Annotated in this window: 20 protein-coding genes; 11 read left to right on the top strand and 9 right to left on the bottom strand. The window is 42.4% G+C overall.

The window, feature by feature from the left end; all coding sequences use genetic code 11:
- Positions 1 to 6: 6 nt before the first annotated feature.
- The gene (locus ACW689_RS07110) at positions 7 to 990 is read right to left on the bottom strand and encodes a glutathione S-transferase family protein (RefSeq protein WP_476289753.1); all 984 of its coding nucleotides are present in this window, start codon (positions 988 to 990) and stop codon (positions 7 to 9) included.
- 14 nt (positions 991 to 1,004) lie between these two features.
- Positions 1,005 to 1,844, bottom strand: coding sequence for a pirin family protein (locus ACW689_RS07115; RefSeq protein WP_476289755.1), 840 nt, complete (start codon positions 1,842 to 1,844; stop codon positions 1,005 to 1,007).
- A 160-nt stretch (positions 1,845 to 2,004) separates the two neighbouring features.
- Between ACW689_RS07115 and ACW689_RS07120 the strand changes: the two genes are divergently transcribed.
- Complete coding sequence (locus ACW689_RS07120) at positions 2,005 to 2,970, top strand: hypothetical protein (protein WP_476289757.1); 966 nt, start codon at positions 2,005 to 2,007, stop codon at positions 2,968 to 2,970.
- Here the strand turns inward: ACW689_RS07120 and ACW689_RS07125 are convergent.
- Together ACW689_RS07125 and ACW689_RS07130 are read right to left on the bottom strand one after the other, a co-directional pair.
- On the bottom strand, positions 2,967 to 3,899 hold the full coding sequence (locus ACW689_RS07125) for a class I SAM-dependent methyltransferase (protein WP_476289759.1): 933 nt from the start codon (positions 3,897 to 3,899) through the stop codon (positions 2,967 to 2,969). The genes ACW689_RS07120 and ACW689_RS07125 overlap by 4 nt on opposite strands.
- Before the next feature lie 113 nt (positions 3,900 to 4,012).
- On the bottom strand, positions 4,013 to 5,731 hold the full coding sequence (locus ACW689_RS07130; RefSeq protein ID WP_476289761.1) for an amidohydrolase: 1,719 nt from the start codon (positions 5,729 to 5,731) through the stop codon (positions 4,013 to 4,015).
- 71 nt (positions 5,732 to 5,802) lie between these two features.
- Between ACW689_RS07130 and ACW689_RS07135 the strand changes: the two genes are divergently transcribed.
- Both ACW689_RS07135 and ACW689_RS07140 read left to right on the top strand, forming a co-directional pair.
- Positions 5,803 to 6,471, top strand: coding sequence for a response regulator transcription factor (locus ACW689_RS07135; RefSeq protein WP_476289763.1), 669 nt, complete (start codon positions 5,803 to 5,805; stop codon positions 6,469 to 6,471).
- 9 nt (positions 6,472 to 6,480) lie between these two features.
- On the top strand, positions 6,481 to 7,668 hold the full coding sequence (locus tag ACW689_RS07140) for a sensor histidine kinase (protein WP_476289765.1): 1,188 nt from the start codon (positions 6,481 to 6,483) through the stop codon (positions 7,666 to 7,668).
- Here the strand turns inward: ACW689_RS07140 and nhaR are convergent.
- Positions 7,652 to 8,563, bottom strand: coding sequence for a transcriptional activator NhaR (nhaR, locus tag ACW689_RS07145; RefSeq protein WP_476289767.1), 912 nt, complete (start codon positions 8,561 to 8,563; stop codon positions 7,652 to 7,654). The genes ACW689_RS07140 and nhaR overlap by 17 nt on opposite strands.
- 125 nt (positions 8,564 to 8,688) lie before the next feature.
- Between nhaR and ACW689_RS07150 the strand changes: the two genes are divergently transcribed.
- Positions 8,689 to 8,991, top strand: a complete 303-nt coding sequence (locus ACW689_RS07150) for a hypothetical protein (RefSeq protein ID WP_476289769.1) — start codon at positions 8,689 to 8,691, stop codon at positions 8,989 to 8,991.
- A 185-nt stretch (positions 8,992 to 9,176) separates the two neighbouring features.
- Entirely contained in the window at positions 9,177 to 9,614 is a 438-nt protein-coding gene (locus tag ACW689_RS07155; protein WP_476289771.1) for a hypothetical protein, read from the top strand.
- A gap of 98 nt (positions 9,615 to 9,712) precedes the next feature.
- Here ACW689_RS07155 and ACW689_RS07160 read toward each other — a convergent pair whose 3' ends face one another.
- Positions 9,713 to 10,141, bottom strand: coding sequence for a hypothetical protein (locus ACW689_RS07160; RefSeq protein WP_476289773.1), 429 nt, complete (start codon positions 10,139 to 10,141; stop codon positions 9,713 to 9,715).
- Between the two features lie 402 nt (positions 10,142 to 10,543).
- Between ACW689_RS07160 and ACW689_RS07165 the strand changes: the two genes are divergently transcribed.
- A complete protein-coding gene (locus ACW689_RS07165; protein ID WP_476289774.1) occupies positions 10,544 to 10,783 on the top strand; it encodes a hypothetical protein in 240 nt (79 codons plus the stop codon).
- A gap of 119 nt (positions 10,784 to 10,902) precedes the next feature.
- Here the strand turns inward: ACW689_RS07165 and ACW689_RS07170 are convergent, their stop codons facing one another.
- Positions 10,903 to 12,243, bottom strand: coding sequence for a M43 family zinc metalloprotease (locus ACW689_RS07170; RefSeq protein WP_476289776.1), 1,341 nt, complete (start codon positions 12,241 to 12,243; stop codon positions 10,903 to 10,905).
- Positions 12,244 to 12,607: 364 nt separating this feature from the next.
- A complete protein-coding gene (locus ACW689_RS07175; protein WP_476289778.1) occupies positions 12,608 to 13,906 on the bottom strand; it encodes an aminotransferase class I/II-fold pyridoxal phosphate-dependent enzyme in 1,299 nt (432 codons plus the stop codon).
- A gap of 102 nt (positions 13,907 to 14,008) precedes the next feature.
- Between ACW689_RS07175 and ACW689_RS07180 the strand changes: the two genes are divergently transcribed.
- Both ACW689_RS07180 and ACW689_RS07185 read left to right on the top strand, forming a co-directional pair.
- Positions 14,009 to 14,899 (top strand): dihydrodipicolinate synthase family protein, encoded by an 891-nt coding sequence (locus tag ACW689_RS07180; protein WP_476289780.1) that lies wholly within the window; start codon positions 14,009 to 14,011, stop codon positions 14,897 to 14,899.
- 5 nt (positions 14,900 to 14,904) lie between these two features.
- Positions 14,905 to 16,113, top strand: a complete 1,209-nt coding sequence (locus ACW689_RS07185; protein WP_476289782.1) for an MFS transporter — start codon at positions 14,905 to 14,907, stop codon at positions 16,111 to 16,113.
- Positions 16,114 to 16,145: 32 nt separating this feature from the next.
- On the opposite strand, the gene ACW689_RS07190 is transcribed toward ACW689_RS07185, so the two are convergent.
- Positions 16,146 to 17,039, bottom strand: coding sequence for a response regulator (locus ACW689_RS07190; protein WP_476289784.1), 894 nt, complete (start codon positions 17,037 to 17,039; stop codon positions 16,146 to 16,148).
- A gap of 100 nt (positions 17,040 to 17,139) precedes the next feature.
- Between ACW689_RS07190 and ACW689_RS07195 the strand changes: the two genes are divergently transcribed.
- The 3 genes from ACW689_RS07195 (at position 17,140) to ACW689_RS07205 (ending at position 20,137) form a co-directional block, all read left to right on the top strand.
- The gene (locus tag ACW689_RS07195; protein WP_476289786.1) at positions 17,140 to 17,937 is read left to right on the top strand and encodes a chromosome partitioning protein ParA; all 798 of its coding nucleotides are present in this window, start codon (positions 17,140 to 17,142) and stop codon (positions 17,935 to 17,937) included.
- Between the two features lie 216 nt (positions 17,938 to 18,153).
- Complete coding sequence (locus ACW689_RS07200) at positions 18,154 to 19,434, top strand: efflux RND transporter periplasmic adaptor subunit (RefSeq protein ID WP_476289788.1); 1,281 nt, start codon at positions 18,154 to 18,156, stop codon at positions 19,432 to 19,434.
- Between the two features lie 13 nt (positions 19,435 to 19,447).
- The gene (locus ACW689_RS07205; RefSeq protein WP_476289790.1) at positions 19,448 to 20,137 is read left to right on the top strand and encodes an ABC transporter ATP-binding protein; all 690 of its coding nucleotides are present in this window, start codon (positions 19,448 to 19,450) and stop codon (positions 20,135 to 20,137) included.
- Positions 20,138 to 20,176: the final 39 nt, after the last annotated feature.

Here is a 20,176-nt window from a genome sequence, read left to right on the forward strand (position 1 = left end):
CAATAATTATTTTGAAAAGTTAAAGCGATTGTGTGCCGAACCATAATGAATGTTCGGTCCCTTAGGCACTACTTGTGTCGGGTTGATTTGGGTATGACTATAATAGTAATGGCGTTTTATGTGCTCAAAGTTAACTGTGTCCATCACTTCTGGCCACTGATATAACTCACGGATATAATTTGCAATGTTAGGGTAATCTTCTAAACGCTGCTTATTGCATTTAAAATGACCGTGATAAACCGCATCAAAACGAATAAGCGTTGTAAATAATCGCCAGTCTGCTTCCGTTATCTTATCTCCGATAAGGTAACGAGATTTGGTAAGGATCTCTTCCACCTTATCCAAAGCCTGAAACAGTGCCTCGTAGGCTTGCTCATAAGCATCCTGCGTTGTAGCAAAACCACAACGATACACACCATTGTTAATCGTGGCGTACACAAAGTTATTCATTTCATCAATTTTGTAACGCAACGCCTCAGGGAAATAATCATCGTTATTGCCTGTAATTTCATTAAAAGCCGAGTTAAACATACGAATGATTTCGCTCGATTCATTACTTACAATACGGTTAGTCTGCTTATCCCAAAGAACTGGCACAGTGACACGGCCACTGTATTGCGGGTTGTGACGCGTATAAAGTTGATGCATATATTGCGAATCAAACAACACATCGCCCGTACTACCGTGTGCTTTATCAAAACTCCAGCCATGATCAAGCATATCAGTGCTCACCACAGAAACTGAAATATGTGCCTCGAGACTTTTTAATTTTCTGAAGATTAGCGTTCGATGTGCCCACGGACAAGCCAATGACACATACAAATGATAACGTCCAGACTCTGCTTCAAAGCCGCCTTCGCCAGTTGGGCCTGCGCTACCATCCTTTGTGACCCAATTACGTAATTGCGCAGCTTCACGTTCAAACTTACCATTGTGCTTTTCGGTGTCATACCACTTATCATGCCATTTACCATCAATGAGTAGTCCCATTTCACTCTCCTTAACTATACTATTTCACCAAATCGACCCTGTTGATAATCCAACATGGCTTGTTCAAGCTCTTCAGGAGTGTTCATAACGAACGGTCCCATATGTGCAATTTGCTCTCGAATTGGTTTACCAACCAAAACGAGCATACCCAAGCCAGCCTGATTTGACTCTATCAATAGCTTGTCTTGTGGTTGCACCTCTAATAAGTGGCCATGTGAATGCTGCCCGCCTTTTAACTGACCACTGTAGATATAAAGCAGTACTTTTTCGTGTGCAGACACATCCAGTGATGCTTTCGAATTTGCTGGCAGAATTAAATCTGCAATCGCGCCTTTACCAGCTAGGCCTTGCACGGCACCTAAGATACTTTGCCCATCCATTTTCCAGTTGCCAGCCAGTGCCCTTAGTACCGCTTCATATTCATTTTTCAATATCGGTACACTACCTGATGATGAATCTTGATAACGCGGTGCATTCATTTTTTGTGCCGCAGGCATATTCAACCAAATTTGAAAACCGTGCAGTCCATCAACGGCATCTTTTAATGGCATTTCACTGTGCAAGACACCTCGGCCTGTGCTCATCCATTGTGCATCCCCAGCGCGAATGGCTTTCTTGTTGCCCATATGGTCTTGATGCTCAAATCCCCCTCTGAGAATATAGGTAAAGGTTTCTATTCCTCTGTGTGGGTGTGGCGGAAAACCACCGATATAGTCACTTTCGTTTTCCGATTTAAGCTCATCAATCATTAAGTAGGGGTCAAGGTATTGATTTTTAAACCCTGCTATACGGTTGATACTGACCCCTTCGCCATCTTTTGTTGGATATGACTTTTGCGCTCGAATGATGTTCATACGTGCTCCTAATTCACTCGCTGTTTGCTATTAAAATCACTCTATCACGCCTTTTTACGATTAAAAATTAGTGAAATAAGCACCAAGCATTCTATTTATTAGAATGTTGTCGTCATTATAAAAACACAGTAGGATGTACAAAAAATCATAAAGGGACGCTATGTTTAAGTTAAAAGTTGCAGCACTGTTATGCTGCATGATGAGTTCAGCCAGTATGGCATGCGATACACAACCCAAAAAATGGAAGGAGCTCACTTTCATCAATTCGCCAGAAGTGAATTTGCACAGCTTCTTAACCTACTCGGCAAGAAAATCGAGCGACTTAAGCAAGTTGCCTTTGTCACTAGTAGATAGAGCAAAATTTGAAGATGCCATCAAAGTATATGCACAATACACCTCTCAAAAAGGCTTTCATCATGTATTTACCGACTCACCACTTGCTGAACTAACGAATCTACTGAGCGTAGATTCATCTATTGTAGAAGCCAGCAGCAACGAGCTTAGTCGAGCCTATTTTGCGTTGATTGGCGCATACAAGGAAAAGCTGTGGCCTATACACTGCCAGCAAAACCAAATTTGGCGCAAAGCACTTTTTGCAAAACTAAATCAGTATGGAAACGACATTGAAAAAAGGTTAAATACACTTTATCAATCGCAAAATATGACTGTGCCATCCCATGTGATATATCCACACGCGTTTCCATTCTCGCGCCAAGGCGCGACAACGTCTGGTAGAACAGCAACAACCTATATAAACACAATGCAAAGAAGCTTCCATGATTGGTACGCGCTAGAATTGTCGTTTCATGAACTAAGCCATATGCAGTTTTTGCGAAGTGGTAAATTACGCCAACAAATTAATGACATATTTGCACAACATGAGCTTGAGCATCATGCAGGTATTTGGCACCCCATCTTATTCTACACCGTGGGAGAGGTTACTCGCCAAGCTATTGCTAAAGAAAAGTCTGACTATGTACCTTATGCGCATTTGATGGGGTTGTACGATAGAGTGTGGCAATATCAAGCTGAGCTAGAGCAACATTGGCAGCCTTATATAAACGGCCAAACAACGCTAGAAGAGGCATTGCAAAACTTGGCAAAAGCCATTAAAAACCGAGCTTAGTCAGCTCGGTATTTAAATAACAAACTTTTTAAGCTCGCCTCGGGATCCGCATCTTCAAATTCAGGCGGGTTTTCCAAACGCCTAACAAAGTGGATATTAGGTGCTTGCTCTGCCATTTCATCGATCAAAAATTGTGAGGTGAGGCTCGGATCATTCACACATGCTAACACTTCGCCACCATCGCTTAATAGTTCAGGCAAGCGACGTAAGATTTTTTTATAATCTTTGGTAAGCGCAAAACTGCCTTTTTGAAAAGAAGGGGGATCGATAATAATCAAATCATATGGCCCGAACTTGCGTACTTTTCCCCATGATTTGAACAATTCGTGGCCTAAAAATTTTACTTTCTCAAGCGCGTGTCCATTCGCCCTATGGTTATCTCGACCACGACTTAACGCGGCTTTGGCCATGTCTAAATTCACCACCTGAGTTGCGCCACCAGCAATCGCCGCCACAGAAAAGCCACAAGTATAAGCAAACAAATTCAGTACGTTTTTACTTTGCGCATGCGCTTTAACCCATTGGCGCCCCATACGCATATCCAAAAACAAGCCATTGTTTTGCTTGTTACTTAGATCCAGTAAAAAAGATAGTTCATTTTCTATCACAGGCTGTTCTTGCTGCAATTCGCCAAACAAGATTTCCAGCTCCGTTGTGGTGCGATGGTGCAGCAAGATGCTTTTTACATGCAGTTGAAATAGCGGTAGTTGCAGCCAACCCTCAACCATCAATTTAAGTGCATCAATAAATTCCGTTTGGGGCTGTTTGAACAATGAAATCAGTAGCTGGCCACCTAACCAATCAACAGCAATATGCTCCAAGCCCTCGAAGCGTCGGCCTCTACCGTGAAACAAGCGTCTTACTTCATGTGGAAAACTATCTAGTTGACGAATATGGTGATCGAGTTGAGTTAATGCTGCTGGGATCATAGTTGCTGGTGATTAATCAAAAAAGAGCGCTATTGTACGCCTATTTTTAATACGCCACCACTGATGCAACATGCGATCTCAAAAAATCGCTTGCTGCGTCAGGGCGCTTTTCACTATTGCTGATAAACAATTTCACCATCAAGTAAAGTCATCAACACTTGGGTGTTTTTAATTTGTTTTGCCGTTGATTCAAATAAGTTGTTATCTAGCACCACCAGATCGGCACGTTTACCCACTTCAATACTGCCCACTAATTTATCTTGTTTCATCGCGTACGCACCATTGATGGTATAAGCCTCAACCGCTTGCGCCAGAGTAATATTTTGCGGAGCACGAGACACTGCATGACTAATACCTACAAATGGGTTAAAGGTGCTGACATTCCAATCACTACTTAATGTCAGCGTTGCGCCGGCACCCGCTAGACTTTTAATGGGGATCAAATCTTGCGAGCGCTCATAACCAATGAGTGGAATATTCTCAGCCCAATGGCTTGGTTCGCTAAACTCTCCCGCTACCTGCGCATCGGCTATCACACCCAATTTACTAAAACGAGATAAATCTTGTGGATCAACGACTTCTAAATGCGTGATACGATGCCTTGCCTTACCATCAGAGGCATTTTCAATGGCATTAAGCGCTTCATGTATGCCTCTATCTCCAATACCATGAATATTAAAATTAAAGCCGATTGGTTCTAGCGCTTTGATGTACTTTTCTAATCTAGCTTGAGTAAAGTAGTTAAGCCCTTTGTTTTCAAATAAATTAAGCCAGTTAACATCATAGGGTTCATGCATGGCTGCTGTACTATTGACCAAAATACCATCCATATAAAACTTCACTTGGTTGACTTTTAGCAAACTATTTTCATCATGCTTATACATGGATGCCAAACTCTTCAGTTGACGTTCGTCATTCATTTCAGGGTAAGCCCACAGGCCCAAGCTAACACGCAATGTGAGTTTGTCTTCATCCGCAACACGCTGCCATGTTTCAAGATGGCCACGCTGCCAGTATGTGCGCGCATCACTGATTGAGGTGATCCCCACTTTATTCAATTCAGGCATAGTGTATTCAAGCAAGCCTAAGTAGTCTTGCAAACTAGCATCAGGGCGCGAGCGCATGGCCAGCTCCATCACTTGATTACCAGCGTTATCATACAAAATGCCATTTAGGTTACCTTGCTCATCTCTACCAATAACGCCACCGACCGGATCGGCGCTTTGCGTGGTGATACCCGCAAGTGATAATGCTTTACTGTTTAGCCACATTGAATGGGATGTCTGCTCCATGATGATCACAGGGCGATCAGCGACTGCCTCATCAATCACTGCCAACGGAGAGTTTTCCATCTCTAATAGCGTTGCAATCTCATGACCATAACCAATCAACCAACTGGCATCTGAGTGTTGTTGCGATGCCTGATAAATCATATCGATAAACTCATCCTCAGTTGCATAAGCAGGGATGGTAAACTGTGTCGCCTCTGATGCAGATTCCAAAGGATGAATATGCACATCATGAAAGCCTGGCAACATCATTTTACCTTTTAAATCGATAACTTGCGTGCTGCTATCTACATATTCATCAGCGCTTGCACTGTCACCCACATAAATGATTTTTCCATCTTTAAGCGCCACAGCTTGCGCCCATGGCTGATTGCTATTGACGGTGTACACCTGACCATTGGTAAAAACCTTCGTTGCTTTTGCGTTTTGATCGACAGGCGCAGGCTGAGCGACAGACATTGGTTGCTTTGCGCTTTCACCACATCCAGACAAAGTGCAGCTTATCGCTAATAATGAAGTATAAATAAACATAGAACGACTCATAGTTGACTCCTTAAGATTAGCGATACACTATCAAAGCAGAGGTAACGTTAAGGTAACAGTATAGGTGGAACATGTTAGTTTTACTCGTGGAAGATGACACGACACTCGCCACACACACCATCGACTTCTTGGCACGCGAGGGGATTGAGGTCGACTATGCCAGTACGGTAAATCAGGCTTTATCCATTAGTGCCAATCAAATTTATGACGCCATTATTCTCGATATTAATTTACCCGATGGCAATGGACTCGCTTTAGCCACGCAATGGCAAGCCACACGTAAAGAGCCCATATTATTTCTCAGTGCGCGAGATGGTTTAGAAGACAAGCTCAGTGCATTTTCTGCAGGCGCGTTAGATTACATCACCAAACCCTTTGCGTTAGCCGAATTAGCGGTGCGCATAAAGTTACTGGCACGTAAAACAGCTGATGAGCCACAAACCTGTTTTGAACTCGATACTTTGAGCGTTAATCTCAACGCCAAAATTATTACTCGGGGCGAACGAGCCATTGTACTTTCACCACAACAATGGCAATTACTCGAAATCCTCATTCAACATTATCCAAACCCAGTGAGCAAAGAAACCATACTTAATCACATATGGTCAGATCAGGACTGCAACAACAACATGTACAAGTCTTTATTGACTAGGCTGCGCGGTAATCTGAGTCGAGACATGGAGCCACAAGTGTTGCAAACCTTAAAAAAGCAGGGTTTAGTGCTTAGAATTAAAGAATAGGGCTAACCCATGCACAACAAAGTTACATCACTGACTCGCTATATCAACTTACGCATTACCACGCTCATGCTTATCGTAACGTTATGCTGGATTGGCATAGCCAAATACAGTTATGAATTTGCACAAGATGATAGTGCCACACATTACTTATTTTACGACGCTGAGCGAGCTGTAAAGCACCTTTACAACTTGCCGTATACGGATGACTTCAAACTAATTACTCAAAACCCCAGCGACCTATCGGAAGACATTTTTCAAACATGGCAAAGCGGCCAACTGACTTTAAACGAAGTCACCTTAGTACAGCAAAAGGAGAGCGATGTTTACGTATTACCATGGCAACAGCAAAACTCAGTCAATCCACCTATTTTTGTACTGCACTATTTTGACAAACAAGACGATGTGCCCATATTACCTTGGTTATTACTAATGATGAGTGCATTGAGCATACCCGCACTTATCGTTGTGATCCGCAGTACCTTGCGTATTAAAAAACAAATCAACAACTTGTCGAAGTTAACAAGCAACAATAAACAGTTTAGCGAAAAACGTTCTTTTCAAGAATTTATAGAGTTTGCCCAAGCCTTAAAGGTAGCGCGCCAAGCAGAGCACTACGCACAGCAAAAAGAGCGCCTCCTGAGCACTTATCTTAGCCATGAAGTAAGAACGCCTTTGACACAAATTCAGCACGGAATTTCTCGCTTGCAACAGGTTGATGATATTCCGCTGGAAGCTGTGGATGTATTAGCTACCTTAGAGCAAGCACAAGCAAGGTTAAATTCAACTAGCCAAGCTGTACTGGCACTCTGGCAACAAGCTGAGGTCGAAAAACAGCCTGTTGATATTACTCAGCTCATAAAAAGCATCACTATGAAGCTTGACCCTAAGCGCATGCTCACTCATTTAGAATGTACACCGCAGCCTGTTTTCATCGCGCTACATAACCCCTTGACCGAGCTATTAGTGACACAAGCTATTGAAAATGCCAAGCGACATGGCAAAGCCCCTTTAACAATCAAACTCAGTGAAACTCAGTTAATATTTGCAAATGACTATAATGAGCAAGACAAAACCTCAGGGACAGGGCTTGGTCATATGCTAATAAAACAAGTCTGCCAGCGCTTAGGCTGGCACATGGAAATTGCAAAAACAAAAAGCAAATTTACGCTTATAATCAGCTTTATCCCTGAGGGTTGATCTGCGCTGATTGCGCATAGCGCACAAACTCAGAATAAATAGAGTCCTTGATTAACCTATCTGGCGTAAAGGCATAGTAATGCTGATATACATTGTCGATAGGGCCGATAAAACACACATCTTTGTTGCGTTCAATTTCTTCTTTAACCGACAGTGGGGCAGGGAATAAACCAAACCCTTGCTGCCCTAAAGCAATCATCAAGGCACTGTCATCAACATGCCCTGCAATGCTGATCTCTATACCTAATTCGTCTAACCAATAGTGAATCGAGCTGGTCACTGGGCTGCTTTTGGCGGGCAACACAACGGGTACCTCAGCAAGAGAGTTTGGAAAACTTGCCTGCAAGTTTGATTGCCAAGACTGACGACCAAAAAACCCGAGTTGGCTTTTACCAATTTCATGGCAAAACACTTTGAATGGCAAGCTACTATCCAGTGGTTTATCTGCCAATACCAAATCCAACTTATGCGTCGCCATTTGCGCCAACAATTCCGCTTGCTGACCATCAATACAGTGAAGATTCGCAATCCGCTCGCTCTCAATCAGAGGGGCAAGCCATTTAGACACCAAGGACTTTGGCAAAGAGTCTGAAATACCCACTTTTAAAGTACGAGAAAGTGAACCTATATCTCCTTGGGTGGTTTCCAGCCATTCGTGAGCAATTGCAAACATGTCGTCGGCATATTGCTGCGTAATGCGGCCAAATTCAGTAAGCCGTAGTCCTCGCCCTTCTCTTAAAAACAACGACTTGCCTAACCTTTGCTCTAAGCTCGTTATCTGTGCGCTTACTGTTTGTGGTGTGAGGTGTAATACCTTGCTGGCACCGGCAATACTGCCATGGCGGCTTACTTGCCAAAAGTAATATAAGTGGTTGTAGTTAATGTTGGTAATCATTCGTTAATACCTACCAATAAGTAAGAAATAATCAGCTTTTTTCTTTTCATCTACCTTAGTAGATTTACAGTGTACCTGCAATATTGGTGCGACAAATTGGATTAATTAACGGATAGAACCAAGCTATGAAACTAAAGTTATCGATCAAAGACAAAACGGTGACCTCGGCGATGAAAGTCAAACTGTCTAAGCTGATAACCGAGCAATTGAGCAAGTATGTAATGAACATTCGTACTGTTGAGTTACATATCGACGATATCGTGTCTCGTCAGCATGGCGTAATGAAACAATGTCGTATCAATGTACAGCTACCTGGGTTGCCCAGCATTATGCTCAAAGCAAGAGGCAACAATATGCTACAGGCAATTAAACGTGCACTTCAAAATAGCCAAACTGTATTGGCTCAGAAGTATGCAATTGCTAACTAACTTTACCTTCCTTATTTTTGCAAATACGGTTTATGTAGAGATTGAAGCATAACAGACCATAGTTCCAAAGAAATCCCAAGCACTTGCAGCGGCACGGAGGCCGCTCTATTTCAAAAATCTAATAAAGTTTGCCTCGTTGGGGCCGATATAAAAAGTAACTGAATACGGATATTATCGAGACCCTTGTGAAAATTGCTCTAACACTCCATCAACCACTGACGCCTAGCTCGCCACAAAAATCATCTGCCGATGACGAAACAGCATCAAGTGACGTCCCTACACTTCGCATGACCACTGAGGCCATGAAAAAACTCAATTCACTCATCGAAACCGAAGAAGAAAAAGAAGACAAAGATAAGCCTGCACTTCCTCCCCATATTGAAGCTCTACTAGAGCAAAGAGAAAAAATAAAAGACCAAATTAAAGAACAAAAAGAACAGCTTGAAAAAATCAAAGCCCGCGATGACTTAGACGACGAGACGAAAATGACGTTACTACAACAACAAGCAGATTACCTCGTACAACTCAATGTGCAGCTTATGGGCATTACTCAGTCTCTACAAGAAGCGCTTAAGGAAGCGGGGATCAGTGATATGAGCTTATTAGCCGATATTTTGGCTTAGCGTCTAAAAATGCATACTCGCTAATCTAAGTATGCGTTAAATACATCTTTTCTGACGGGTGTATCTCTAGCTAGGTTAAAAATAGGCGTTTTAAGCGCCTATTTTGGGATTGATATAGGCCCAATAAACAGCTCGTTAGTTTGCTTGTTAACCACAGAGAAGTTAATAAGCATGTTGCTGTGTTCACCTAATTTAAGTTGATATTGCGCCGTATTATCAAAAGCAAGGTCAAATGAAACCTCTGCACTATTTAAACCTTCTCGATAACAAATACTGATCTTCCTTTTTCCTAGCGCTACTCTTGTCGCTTTATTAAACGAGTAACTATTTTGAAATGCCCCATCAACCCGGCATAAATAGATCTTCTCATGACCTTTGACCAGAAATTTCTCCGGACTATCTTCTCCCCAAAAAGTCACACTCGGGACCTCTTTTTCGGGTTGAACATAGACATTTGCATTTTTACCCATAGACTTACAGCCAATTAATAAGCAGCTGCTAAAAATTAATACTAAGAAAAATCTCATAATACTCTCGATACAATTATGTTTACAAAACGTGTTCAACAGCCTACAACTCATGATGGAAATGCGGGAATAACACCTAATACTAAAAGCTATGTTCACTTGACTACACATTTGCAGTTATCAATATCAATCAAGTGCCACAAGAGAACAAGCGGCGGCTCGAAATTATCATTTACCCTCATAAGGAACAAGTCTATTTATGAGATTCTTTGCACTTGAACTTTCTGACAGTGACCCTCTCGAGTACTTCAAGCGTTCCAACTCATGTGGACCGCAACATGGAGCAAAAATTTGTTATGAGACCCTATTTATCATCCTATTATCATTTTTACTCGGTGTTTTTTTACGGGGTATATTGGTTTTAATATCGCGGTACTGCCAAGCTATGCGGGTCAATACAATATGGCATTGGACTACTATTCTAATTTAGAGCAGGATAATCAAGAAGAAGCTCTAACAAATCTTAAAAAGGTTTATTTTCCTTATCAAAGTTGTTTTATATATCAAATTGTTGACTCGCCTTGGGTGATCGACAAAACATATTATCAAGCATCTTTACAATCGGGTTTTGCACACATAGGCCTTGAGAAGGGCCAAATTGAATCTTTCTGTGATGATTTAAATCTAACTGAGCTGAATTAGTGCTGTAGGCCAGATTTAATTAAATCTGGCCGTTACAGTGCTTATCCTAAACTAGCGTTGCTCTGTAACTAGAAAACCTAATTTCGGATAAGCTACTTGCTGGCGTGAACACGCTAGGATCACTGACGTGTTAAATTATTCTGATACAACCCATGCAAAGCGCCTTCGTACAAAGAGGAGCGCATTAAATTTGCTTGGCTAATGGAGAAAAACTTCATTTGCGCATCTTTCACTCGCGTACGCATAAAATTTTCTTGCAGTTCGCTGTTGATGCAGTTCGATACAATAAACTGATCTGCACAAGGTAAAAAACGATGGCCTCCTTCAGCGCCTTCATTAATGTGGCCGATTAACCCAAAGAAATGCCCTAATTCATGTGATAGGGTTTTACCTTGAGTATAACCCTCAGCAAGTTCGCCTAGTGTGCCAAAAGCGCCATATTCAACCGCAACGCCAATTTCATCATCTGGCGCATCGCCTGGTATAACCGCTTGGCCAAGCATAGCTATTTTGCCATGGCGATCTCTTTCTTCTCCGACCCAAATATTGATATAGCGTGACGTGTCCCAAGCATCTATTCCACCTTTGTTCGAGTGTGCAAGCCCCTCCGAAGCAGGCCCCATACCGTCACCAACCACCACACGATTAATACCTGTGGTTTGACTACCATCTGGTGCTATAGTAGCTAAATAAAACTGAATGCCCGAGTCTGCAGCAACACGTTGATGTTCTTGAGATAAAGTACTAAGTTCCTGGCGGTTCATGGCTCTGAAATGTTCGTTTGTCGCCACTATCTGTGAACGGATCTGCTCGTCAGACAAAGTAAACTCTCCATTTTCCATCACATGTACCACAACGGGTAAGCGAATACGCTCTGGTAACAAAGTAGGTTGAGCATATAATGACTCAAACTTTGCATTGATCTCACAGTTGCCAGATAAACTGTTAATCGTTAGTGTGTTCCCTGAGCGCTCACCTAGACAGCCTGTAAGGTCAGTCAACTTTTGGTCTGTCTCAGACTCGGCGGTTACTGTTAAACTTTGTCCAACTTTAACCGTTTCAGGAATACCAACTAAGCGACCGTAACCTGTCACCAAGCTCGTCACAGTCGCATTGCCTACCTGAGTAATGTTTTCCTGAGTGTGAATTTTAATATGACAACTTTGCTGGATATTAGAGGCAAAAACCTTCCCCTCAGCGTTCAACTGAGCATTACACCCATTGATCTGAGCTACTTGATACCCTTGCTGAATTGATAAAGTAAAACTAACCGAGTGACCTTGCGCTACTTGTTGTTCATGCGCGGACAGCGATACTCCCGCGCCAATAACTTCTGCCGTTACTTTTAGCTTATTCTCTGCCAATGTCACTTTATCCGTGTTTGCATCTCCACCAGAACCTGAACACGCCGATATCAACATAACGCCTGCAACAAGCAAACTTTGCTTTATGAAAGACATACTCCCTTACTCCTTTTAAAGCCTATTACAGCTAATGAATTCAAAGACCGGGCAAAATATGTTCACGACCTTATATTGTCAATATGATTGGGACCAATACACATTTTATGCAGATTAATTGACCTAATAAGCACAACAATAGTAAGAAAAAAGGCGCTTCTAAATACCCAATAATAGGTACTAATTGATTAGTTAGACTGATGTAGCGCCCAAGCTATTAAGATGATACAGCTCTTTGTGCAAGCATATAATGCAATGGATTTTGCCATCGTTGGTATTCACATAAGCAGCTATAAACTAGTTTTATGGTATGCGAATCGTCAGTCTCAAGCGCTATTGAACACAAACCTATTGTTAAGCCCCTTTACAAAATCACCGCAGCTAAATCTGCTGCAAACTTCACCGAGGTTTGCTGATCAATTTTTTGTACACTGACTCGAATCGCTTTTGATGCATTATCAATATCAAATGCGCTGCCCGCTCTTACTAACCAACCTCGGCGAGAGAGCTCAAGCACCGCTTGTTTACAATCTCCCCCCACAGGTACCCACACGTTAAGGCCATCGGTCGTGAGGCAATTTTGGATACCTTGTTTTTGTAGTGCAGTAAGTAAAAAATCTCTGCGTGATGCGCAGTCTTTTGTTGCTTGTTGCAGTTGTAGTTGAAAAACCTCATGACTCAAGCAGGTATATACCAAAGACTGTAATACCCGGCTAACCCATGACATACCAGGCGCAAGACGAGTATTTATGCGTGCCACTGTTTGCGAATCAGCGGCCACAAATGCCATCCGTAAATCAGGCCCTAACCCTTTCGACACCGAGCGGAAGATAGCAAAGTGATGAGTACTTTTTGGGATCACAGAATAATGTTTCGTTTTTGCCATCAGCGCAAAATGGTCATCCTCCATCACTAATACGTTAGGGTAATTTGCGAGCACATCGCGCAACTGCTTGGCCCGCTTTTCAGTTAAACTAACGCCTGTTGGGTTATGCGCTCTTGGCGTAATAAGTACGGCTCTGGCCCCCTTTTTTAGCGCCTCTGCAAGCGCATCTGGCCGCATACCATATTGGTCTACCTGAGCGCCAATCACTTGCATTCCTGCTAGACGAATCGCATTTGCAGAGCTGATATAACAGGGATCTTCCACCACGACTATGTCGCCAGGCAACATATGCGCATTCATCACCCGCTCTAGGGTATCAATAGCACCGTTACACAAAGTAATTTCAAACTTGCTCGTAAAGGACCTTGCGAACCAATCACGACCAAACTCAAGTACCTGCGCAAGTATGGTTTGCTCACCATACAAAAACTGATGTAATTGAGTGTGACTGGCGACTTGGTTGAGATCGGGCAACCACTCTCGTTTAGGGCTACCATCAGCCAAATCAAATAAAACAGTATCTGTTGCACCTTCTTGTTCACCAGCATCTGTTTGCTGGCAGATCCGTGTTCCAAGCCGACCTTGAGTGACCGCTAATCCCGCTTTAGTTAACTTTTGATAAGCCGCAGACACCGTATTGCGATTAACCCCTAAATCTTCAGCTAGTTCACGCACAGAAGGCAATATATCTCCACCAGTAAGCGTTTTCTCGTTGATGAGTTCACGGATCGACTCAAAAATATCCTGTGCTGTTTTGCCTGAAATATTGACTTTCATTTTTGTCCTATGACAATATAATCTTTGTCATGGGTCAAAGTTATTTTCTTTTACCCACGCTATTAAATTTGATCTGCTTATTTTAAGCAAAAAGGAGCGCTAATGTTTACTGGTTTATCTGCTTTTCCAATTACACCATTTAAAAATGAGCAAGTTGACTTCGATGCATTCGAAAAGTTGCTCCTAAATTTAGTCGAAGCCAAAGTGGACTCTATTTGTGCAATGGGCTCTACAGGGCTATATCCTTACTTATCAAGGCAAGAATTACAAAGTGTTGCGAAACAAGCAGTCGAACTTGCCGATGGTATTCCTGTTATGGCTGGGATCGGTTCACTTAGAACTATTGACGTCATTAAAAATGCCCACGCAGTGCAACAAGCTGGAGTAAATGCAGTACTACTGGCACCTATGTCATACCATCACCTAAAAGAAAGCGAAGTACTGAGTCTTTACAAAGCAGTGACGGCTGAGCTATCGGTGCCTTTATGTGTCTATGAAAACCCAGGCGCCACCAACTTTACCTTTTCGGATGCGCTGTATTATGAAGTCACCAGGTTGCCCAATGTCGCTGCCATTAAAATCCCAGGAATGCCGTTTGCAACAGAGCAAGGAGAACAACGTTTAGCAACACTACGACAGCTAGTGCCAAGCTCGGTAGCTATCGGTGTCAGTGGCGATAAGTTTGGCACTGCGGGTATGAGCGCGGGCTGTGATCTATGGCTGACAGTATTAGGAGGGCTTTTCCCTCGCACAGTGCAAAAACTGATTGAACTTGCTAAAACAGACGCAAACACGGCAAAGCTACGTTCTGAACGATTAGAACCATTATGGAGCTTATTCTCCAACCATAAAGGGGGTCTACGTATTATGGCAACAGCTTCAGAAATTATGGGATACAGTGAAAGTAATTGCTTACCAGCGCCACTATCACCGCTGATAGGAGAAGACAGAGCAACACTGGAGCAACTCATCAAACAACTTGCGTTGGCTTAACCGTTATGATGAACCCAATAAGTCGAGCTTGGCCGCTGGTTAAGATCTCAAACCTATCTCTGTATGTGCTAGCCGCAGTTATCGCACGCATGGCTACTGGAGGTAGTGCCATTGCGATTATCTTGCTCGCAACCAACCAAGGAGCGAGCCCAACTCAAGCCGGAGTTTTTGCAGCTTGTATGACAGCACCACATATTTTTGGCCCAATTTATGGTCGCTGGCTGGACAAATCAATATCGCCACAGCGCTTAATTGCCTATTGCTGTTTTGTGTTTGTTGGCGCATTTCAACTGGCCATTTTGGGTTTTAATTCACAAAACTCATGGCTATGTATTAGCGCTTTGCTCTTATGTGGCACATGCAGCTCTTTTCTAATGGGGGGACTAAGTACGCAACTCAATTCTCTCGTTAAAAATAAACAGGCAAGGCGTCGTGCGCAAAGTTACGATACCTTCACCTACAGCGTCGGATTAACACTCGGTCCAATGATGGTCGCGTTATTGGCTGACGCTTACTCAACCAATTTCGCCGCCGCTATGCTGATGAGTTTGCCACTTGCGGCAGGCCTGATCATCATAAACTTTCCCGCCAAACAAACTGCTGCGCAAAACCCCAAGAACAAAGTAATGGGTTTCATGCAAGTATTTAAGAACATTAAGCAATCACCACATTTAGCACGTACCCTAGCTATGACATCCGGTGCCTCCTTCAGCGTTGCGGCATTGCCTATCTTAGCCGTTTACCTTGCAAGCACTTGGCAAAAGAGCGCACAAGATGGCGCATATTTAAGCACTGCTTATGGCGTAGGCTGCTTATGTGGTTCTGCGCTTATAATGATAAAACCACTCAAAGCGAATGCGATTGCCCTGTTAAGGAATTTGGGTATCTTGCTACTAGGCTCTCTATTGTTGATTTTAATGTCTGCTTCGTTTGCAACAGGGCTAGCTGCATACTGGTTTTGTGGCGTCATTAACTCGCTATTTTTCGCAGCAACTTTAGCTGCAAGAAGTGAATACGCACCAGAAAATGGCGCAGCGCAAATCTATATGTGGGTTGCCGCAGCAAAAATCGCAGCTGCTTCTTTGGGCGCGTTTGTTACAGGGGTGATGATTGCCTATTCCAATAGCAGCGCGTTAATTGCGTCTATGGGCGTGCTTTTAGTTTCCCTCATAGGTTGCTTTTGGCGTTGGCACTATTCTCAAGAGCAACCTTAAAAGAGCCGTTAGGCTCTTTTCGCTGCGCTTAATTAAAAACCGACCAACAACACTTTACCCAATGCCATCCCTTCTCTTTGGCAACTAAAATCAATTCGGCTATCAAGTGGTGTCTGATACAAAGATTCCAACTTATTAAATGGAGTACCAATAAACTTCACCGCTTTTACTCTCAAACTCATTCGCGTGCGCTTATCTAGAAACGCATAAGCGGTTGCATTTAACGTATTTTTACACGCATCCAAAATCTCAACTGAAAGTATACTTTGATGAATCGCTTTATGAATTTCTTGCTGATCTATTTGTTGGTGACTACTTGCCATAATACAAGTGGCATATATATCCAACAGACCCACCGCCTTGACCTTTTGAGTATTACGATCCTCATAAATAGCCATGACGCACGGCACTTTGGACTCGTTATACTCTTGCGGTTGTATTGACTGAATGGCAAGCTTTGAATCCACATGCTTATGGATCAGGCGCTCCAACTGGCCAAGTTTTGGCAAAGCTAATTCACCATTAACTTCAACCTCTTCAAGCATGGTCTCACTTTCTTCTGCACCTTGTACAAGAGGCAGAATGTTTTCATGTAGCTGCTCATCGGTAAACGGCTTTGATAACACGAACCGTGCTCCAGCTTGTAATGCTTCATCAATCTTTTCTTTGTCATCAACTGTCGTGATCATCGCTACAATGATATTAAGCTGACGCTTTTTGATAGCACGTAGCAGAGTAAGGCCAGACATATCAGGCATATGCCAGTCAGTAAGGACAATATTTGGATGCCACTGACCTATTTCCTGAAGCGCAACTTTTACGCTACTGGCCTTTTTAATCAATAGCTTACGATAGCCAAAGCTTTCTAAAGCCCGTTTTACTATTTCTAGTGTTGCTTGACTATCATCAACTATAAGTATCTTCACATTGAACCACTTTTCAAAAAACTTGTTTCTAATTATAGGCATATTTTTTATGCATCACTAAACTCAAAGATATTTTCTTAGCAAAATGGGTGATCACCTCATGCCCAATATCCAACTGCCAATAGAAGTGTATCAATACGTGGCTATCAATTTTGGCCTGATCATTTTGGCCGCCTGGTTTTACATCTTGCTGCTAATTCTCAGAGAGTTTCGCCACTTTGCCAGCAGCATGATAAAACAAGCTCCTCAGGCAGACGAAAATCTACTCGGAATGTGCAGGGAGTCGGTTGATGATGCGCTAAATTATGTCAATGACAACAGTGAAACCATCGCACAATTAGCACAAATTCAACAAGCCTTAGAGCAACAGCTCGCAGAGATCAGAACATCAACTCAAGATCACATTACACCTAAAGAAGATGCGTCTATTAAAGAGCTGAATCAGAAACTCATGCAATCACACACTTTGATCAGAAAACTCAAGGGCGACTTAGATCAAAGCAAAGTTCAGCTTAAAGAAACCAGAAAAAAACTGTACAACCAGTATGATGAGATAGAAGCACTGCAAAAAGAAAAGCAACAGTTGCAGGAGAAATACGACCAAATGCAGGCACAAACCAACGCCCCACCACAAAGTGTCCAGCAAATGACAATTAACTTTGAACGCGAAAAAGCAGAAATGGCTGACACAATAAACAGTTATAAACGACAAATAGCCGAACAAAGCCAAGCTCTAGAGCAATTATCATTACAAGCTGGTAATACCGAAGATGGTGCTAAGCTCACAGAGTTACAGCAGGAACTGAAACAAACAAAAGAGGCATTAAAGCACTTAACAAAAGAGAAAAAGTTTATTGAAAGTAGGTATTTAGAAATCACTAAACAAAAGGGGCAGTAACTCTTTCGATAAGAATGAAAGCAACTAAATGCGCTAGCCCAAGATATATTAGGTACAAAAAATAAAAACAGGCCATTAACATTGGTGACATTTTTTAAAAAAACATGTATTTTTGCTCTACAGTCTTAATCATGGTGACTGCAGTAATTTGAAATTGAATTTAGATTAGTCAGCCACAACACATTAAACATCGTCAACGACTACAAAGGATTAGGGATGACGTACATATCAGATACCAGTGCACAAGACACGCAAGTAAAAACTAAGCGTTCAAAAAAGCGCTTTATATTGCCTGTAGGTGGACTTTTGGTCGCTACATTATTTACTTTCTTTGTGCTAGTGCCAGCATTTGTCAGCTGGAGTAGTGGAAGCACAGCCATTGCAGCCGAAAAAATACGCATTGCACCAGTAGAACAAGGGCTCTTTATTCGCGATTTGTCTGTTCAAGGTAAAGTCATTGCAGCTAGAAGACCTGTATTGTACAGCCCGGCACAAGGCACAGTAACCTATTTAGTTGAGGCAGGTGACAGTGTTAAGCAAGATCAAGCAATCGCGGTGATCGACAGCCCTGAGCTCAAAAGTTTATATGATCAAGAAGTAGCAAACTTAACCAAGCTCAAAACTTACTTAGCTCGCGAAAAAATTGAAGTTAAGAAATCAAATCTTGTCCAAGACAACTTAATCGGCAAAGCAGAAGTTGCCTTGAATGCCGCACAACGTGAAATGCGTCGCTCGGAAGAGGCGATGAAAAACAGAGTGATTAGCGATATTGATTACCAGAAAGCCAAAGATGACCTACAAAATGCCAAACGTGAACACCAGCATGTACTTAAAGAAGTCGCCTTGCTCAAAGAAAGTCAAAAGTTTGAAATTCAAACTCGGGAACTTGAATTAGAGTATCAACAGGTAAAAGTAACCGAATTAAAACGCCAAGTTGATGGTTTAAAAATCACCTCTCCGGTTACAGGTTTAGTTGGCAACCTCAGCGTTGAGCAAAAAAACTCAGTCGCAAAGAATCAGCCGCTGTTAAGTGTGGTTGATTTATCTCAATACGAATTAGAAGTGCAGATCCCTGAAAGCTACGCAGATGACTTAGCACTCGGTATGGAAGCCCAGATCACTTTAAATCAAACAATGTACGACGGTGAATTAGTTGCTATTTCACCTGAAATTTCAAACGGTGCAGTTGAAGGAAAAATTCGATTTAAAGACAGTAGTTTAACTGGACTTAGACAAAATCAACGATTAACTACACGCATTATTCTTGAGCAAAAAAATAACATTACTTACCTGCCTAGAGGGCAGTTTATCAATGCTTACAATGGTCAGTACGCATACGTCATAAAAAATAACGAAGCCATTAAAACGCCCGTCAAGCTCGGTTCGAGAAGCCTAGCTCAAGTTGAAGTTATTGCAGGGTTAGAACAGGGGGACCAAGTGGTTATTTCTGACACTAAAGTATTCAAAGACGCACCAAGCGTACGCATATTACAATAAAAGGGAATATATAATGTTAAAAATGCAGAATCTCGCCAAAGCGTTTTATACCGACACCATAAAAACGCAAGCGTTGCACCCATTTGACTTAACCATAGAGCAGGGTGAATTCGTCGCAGTAATTGGTCCGTCTGGCTCAGGCAAAACCACCTTTTTGAACATCGCGGGGTTATTGGAAGAACATAGCGATGGTCTTTATCTACTCGATGGTCAAGATGTATCTACCATGAAAGACAAGCAGAAGTCGGCTTATAGAAATGAAAAGATTGGCTTTGTTTTTCAGAGTTTTAACCTAATCCCTGAGTTAAACTTATACGACAATGTCGACATGCCGTTACGCTACCGTGACTTTAGCGCCGCTGAGCGAGATAAACGCATTATGCAAGCACTGGAACAAGTCGGCTTAGCGAGTCGTAAAAACCACTACCCAACACAGTTATCGGGTGGTCAACAACAAAGGGTGGCTATTGCACGCGCTATAGCGGGTTCACCCTCTGTGATCCTCGCCGATGAACCGACTGGTAACCTTGATTCAAAAATGGCCGATGGCATTATGTCATTACTCAAAGACATTAACGCGAAGGGAACAAGTATTATCATGGTCACCCATGACAACGAACAAGCAGCTCAGGCAAATAGAGTGATCCAAATCAAAGATGGCCACTTACAAGATAGCTTAGAGCTAGAAAGAGCGATTGCCTAACTCGATGATATAAAGATATTGGGAGCTATGGTAAGCAAA

This window comes from Pseudoalteromonas sp. ABE4_541 (assembly GCF_056312285.1).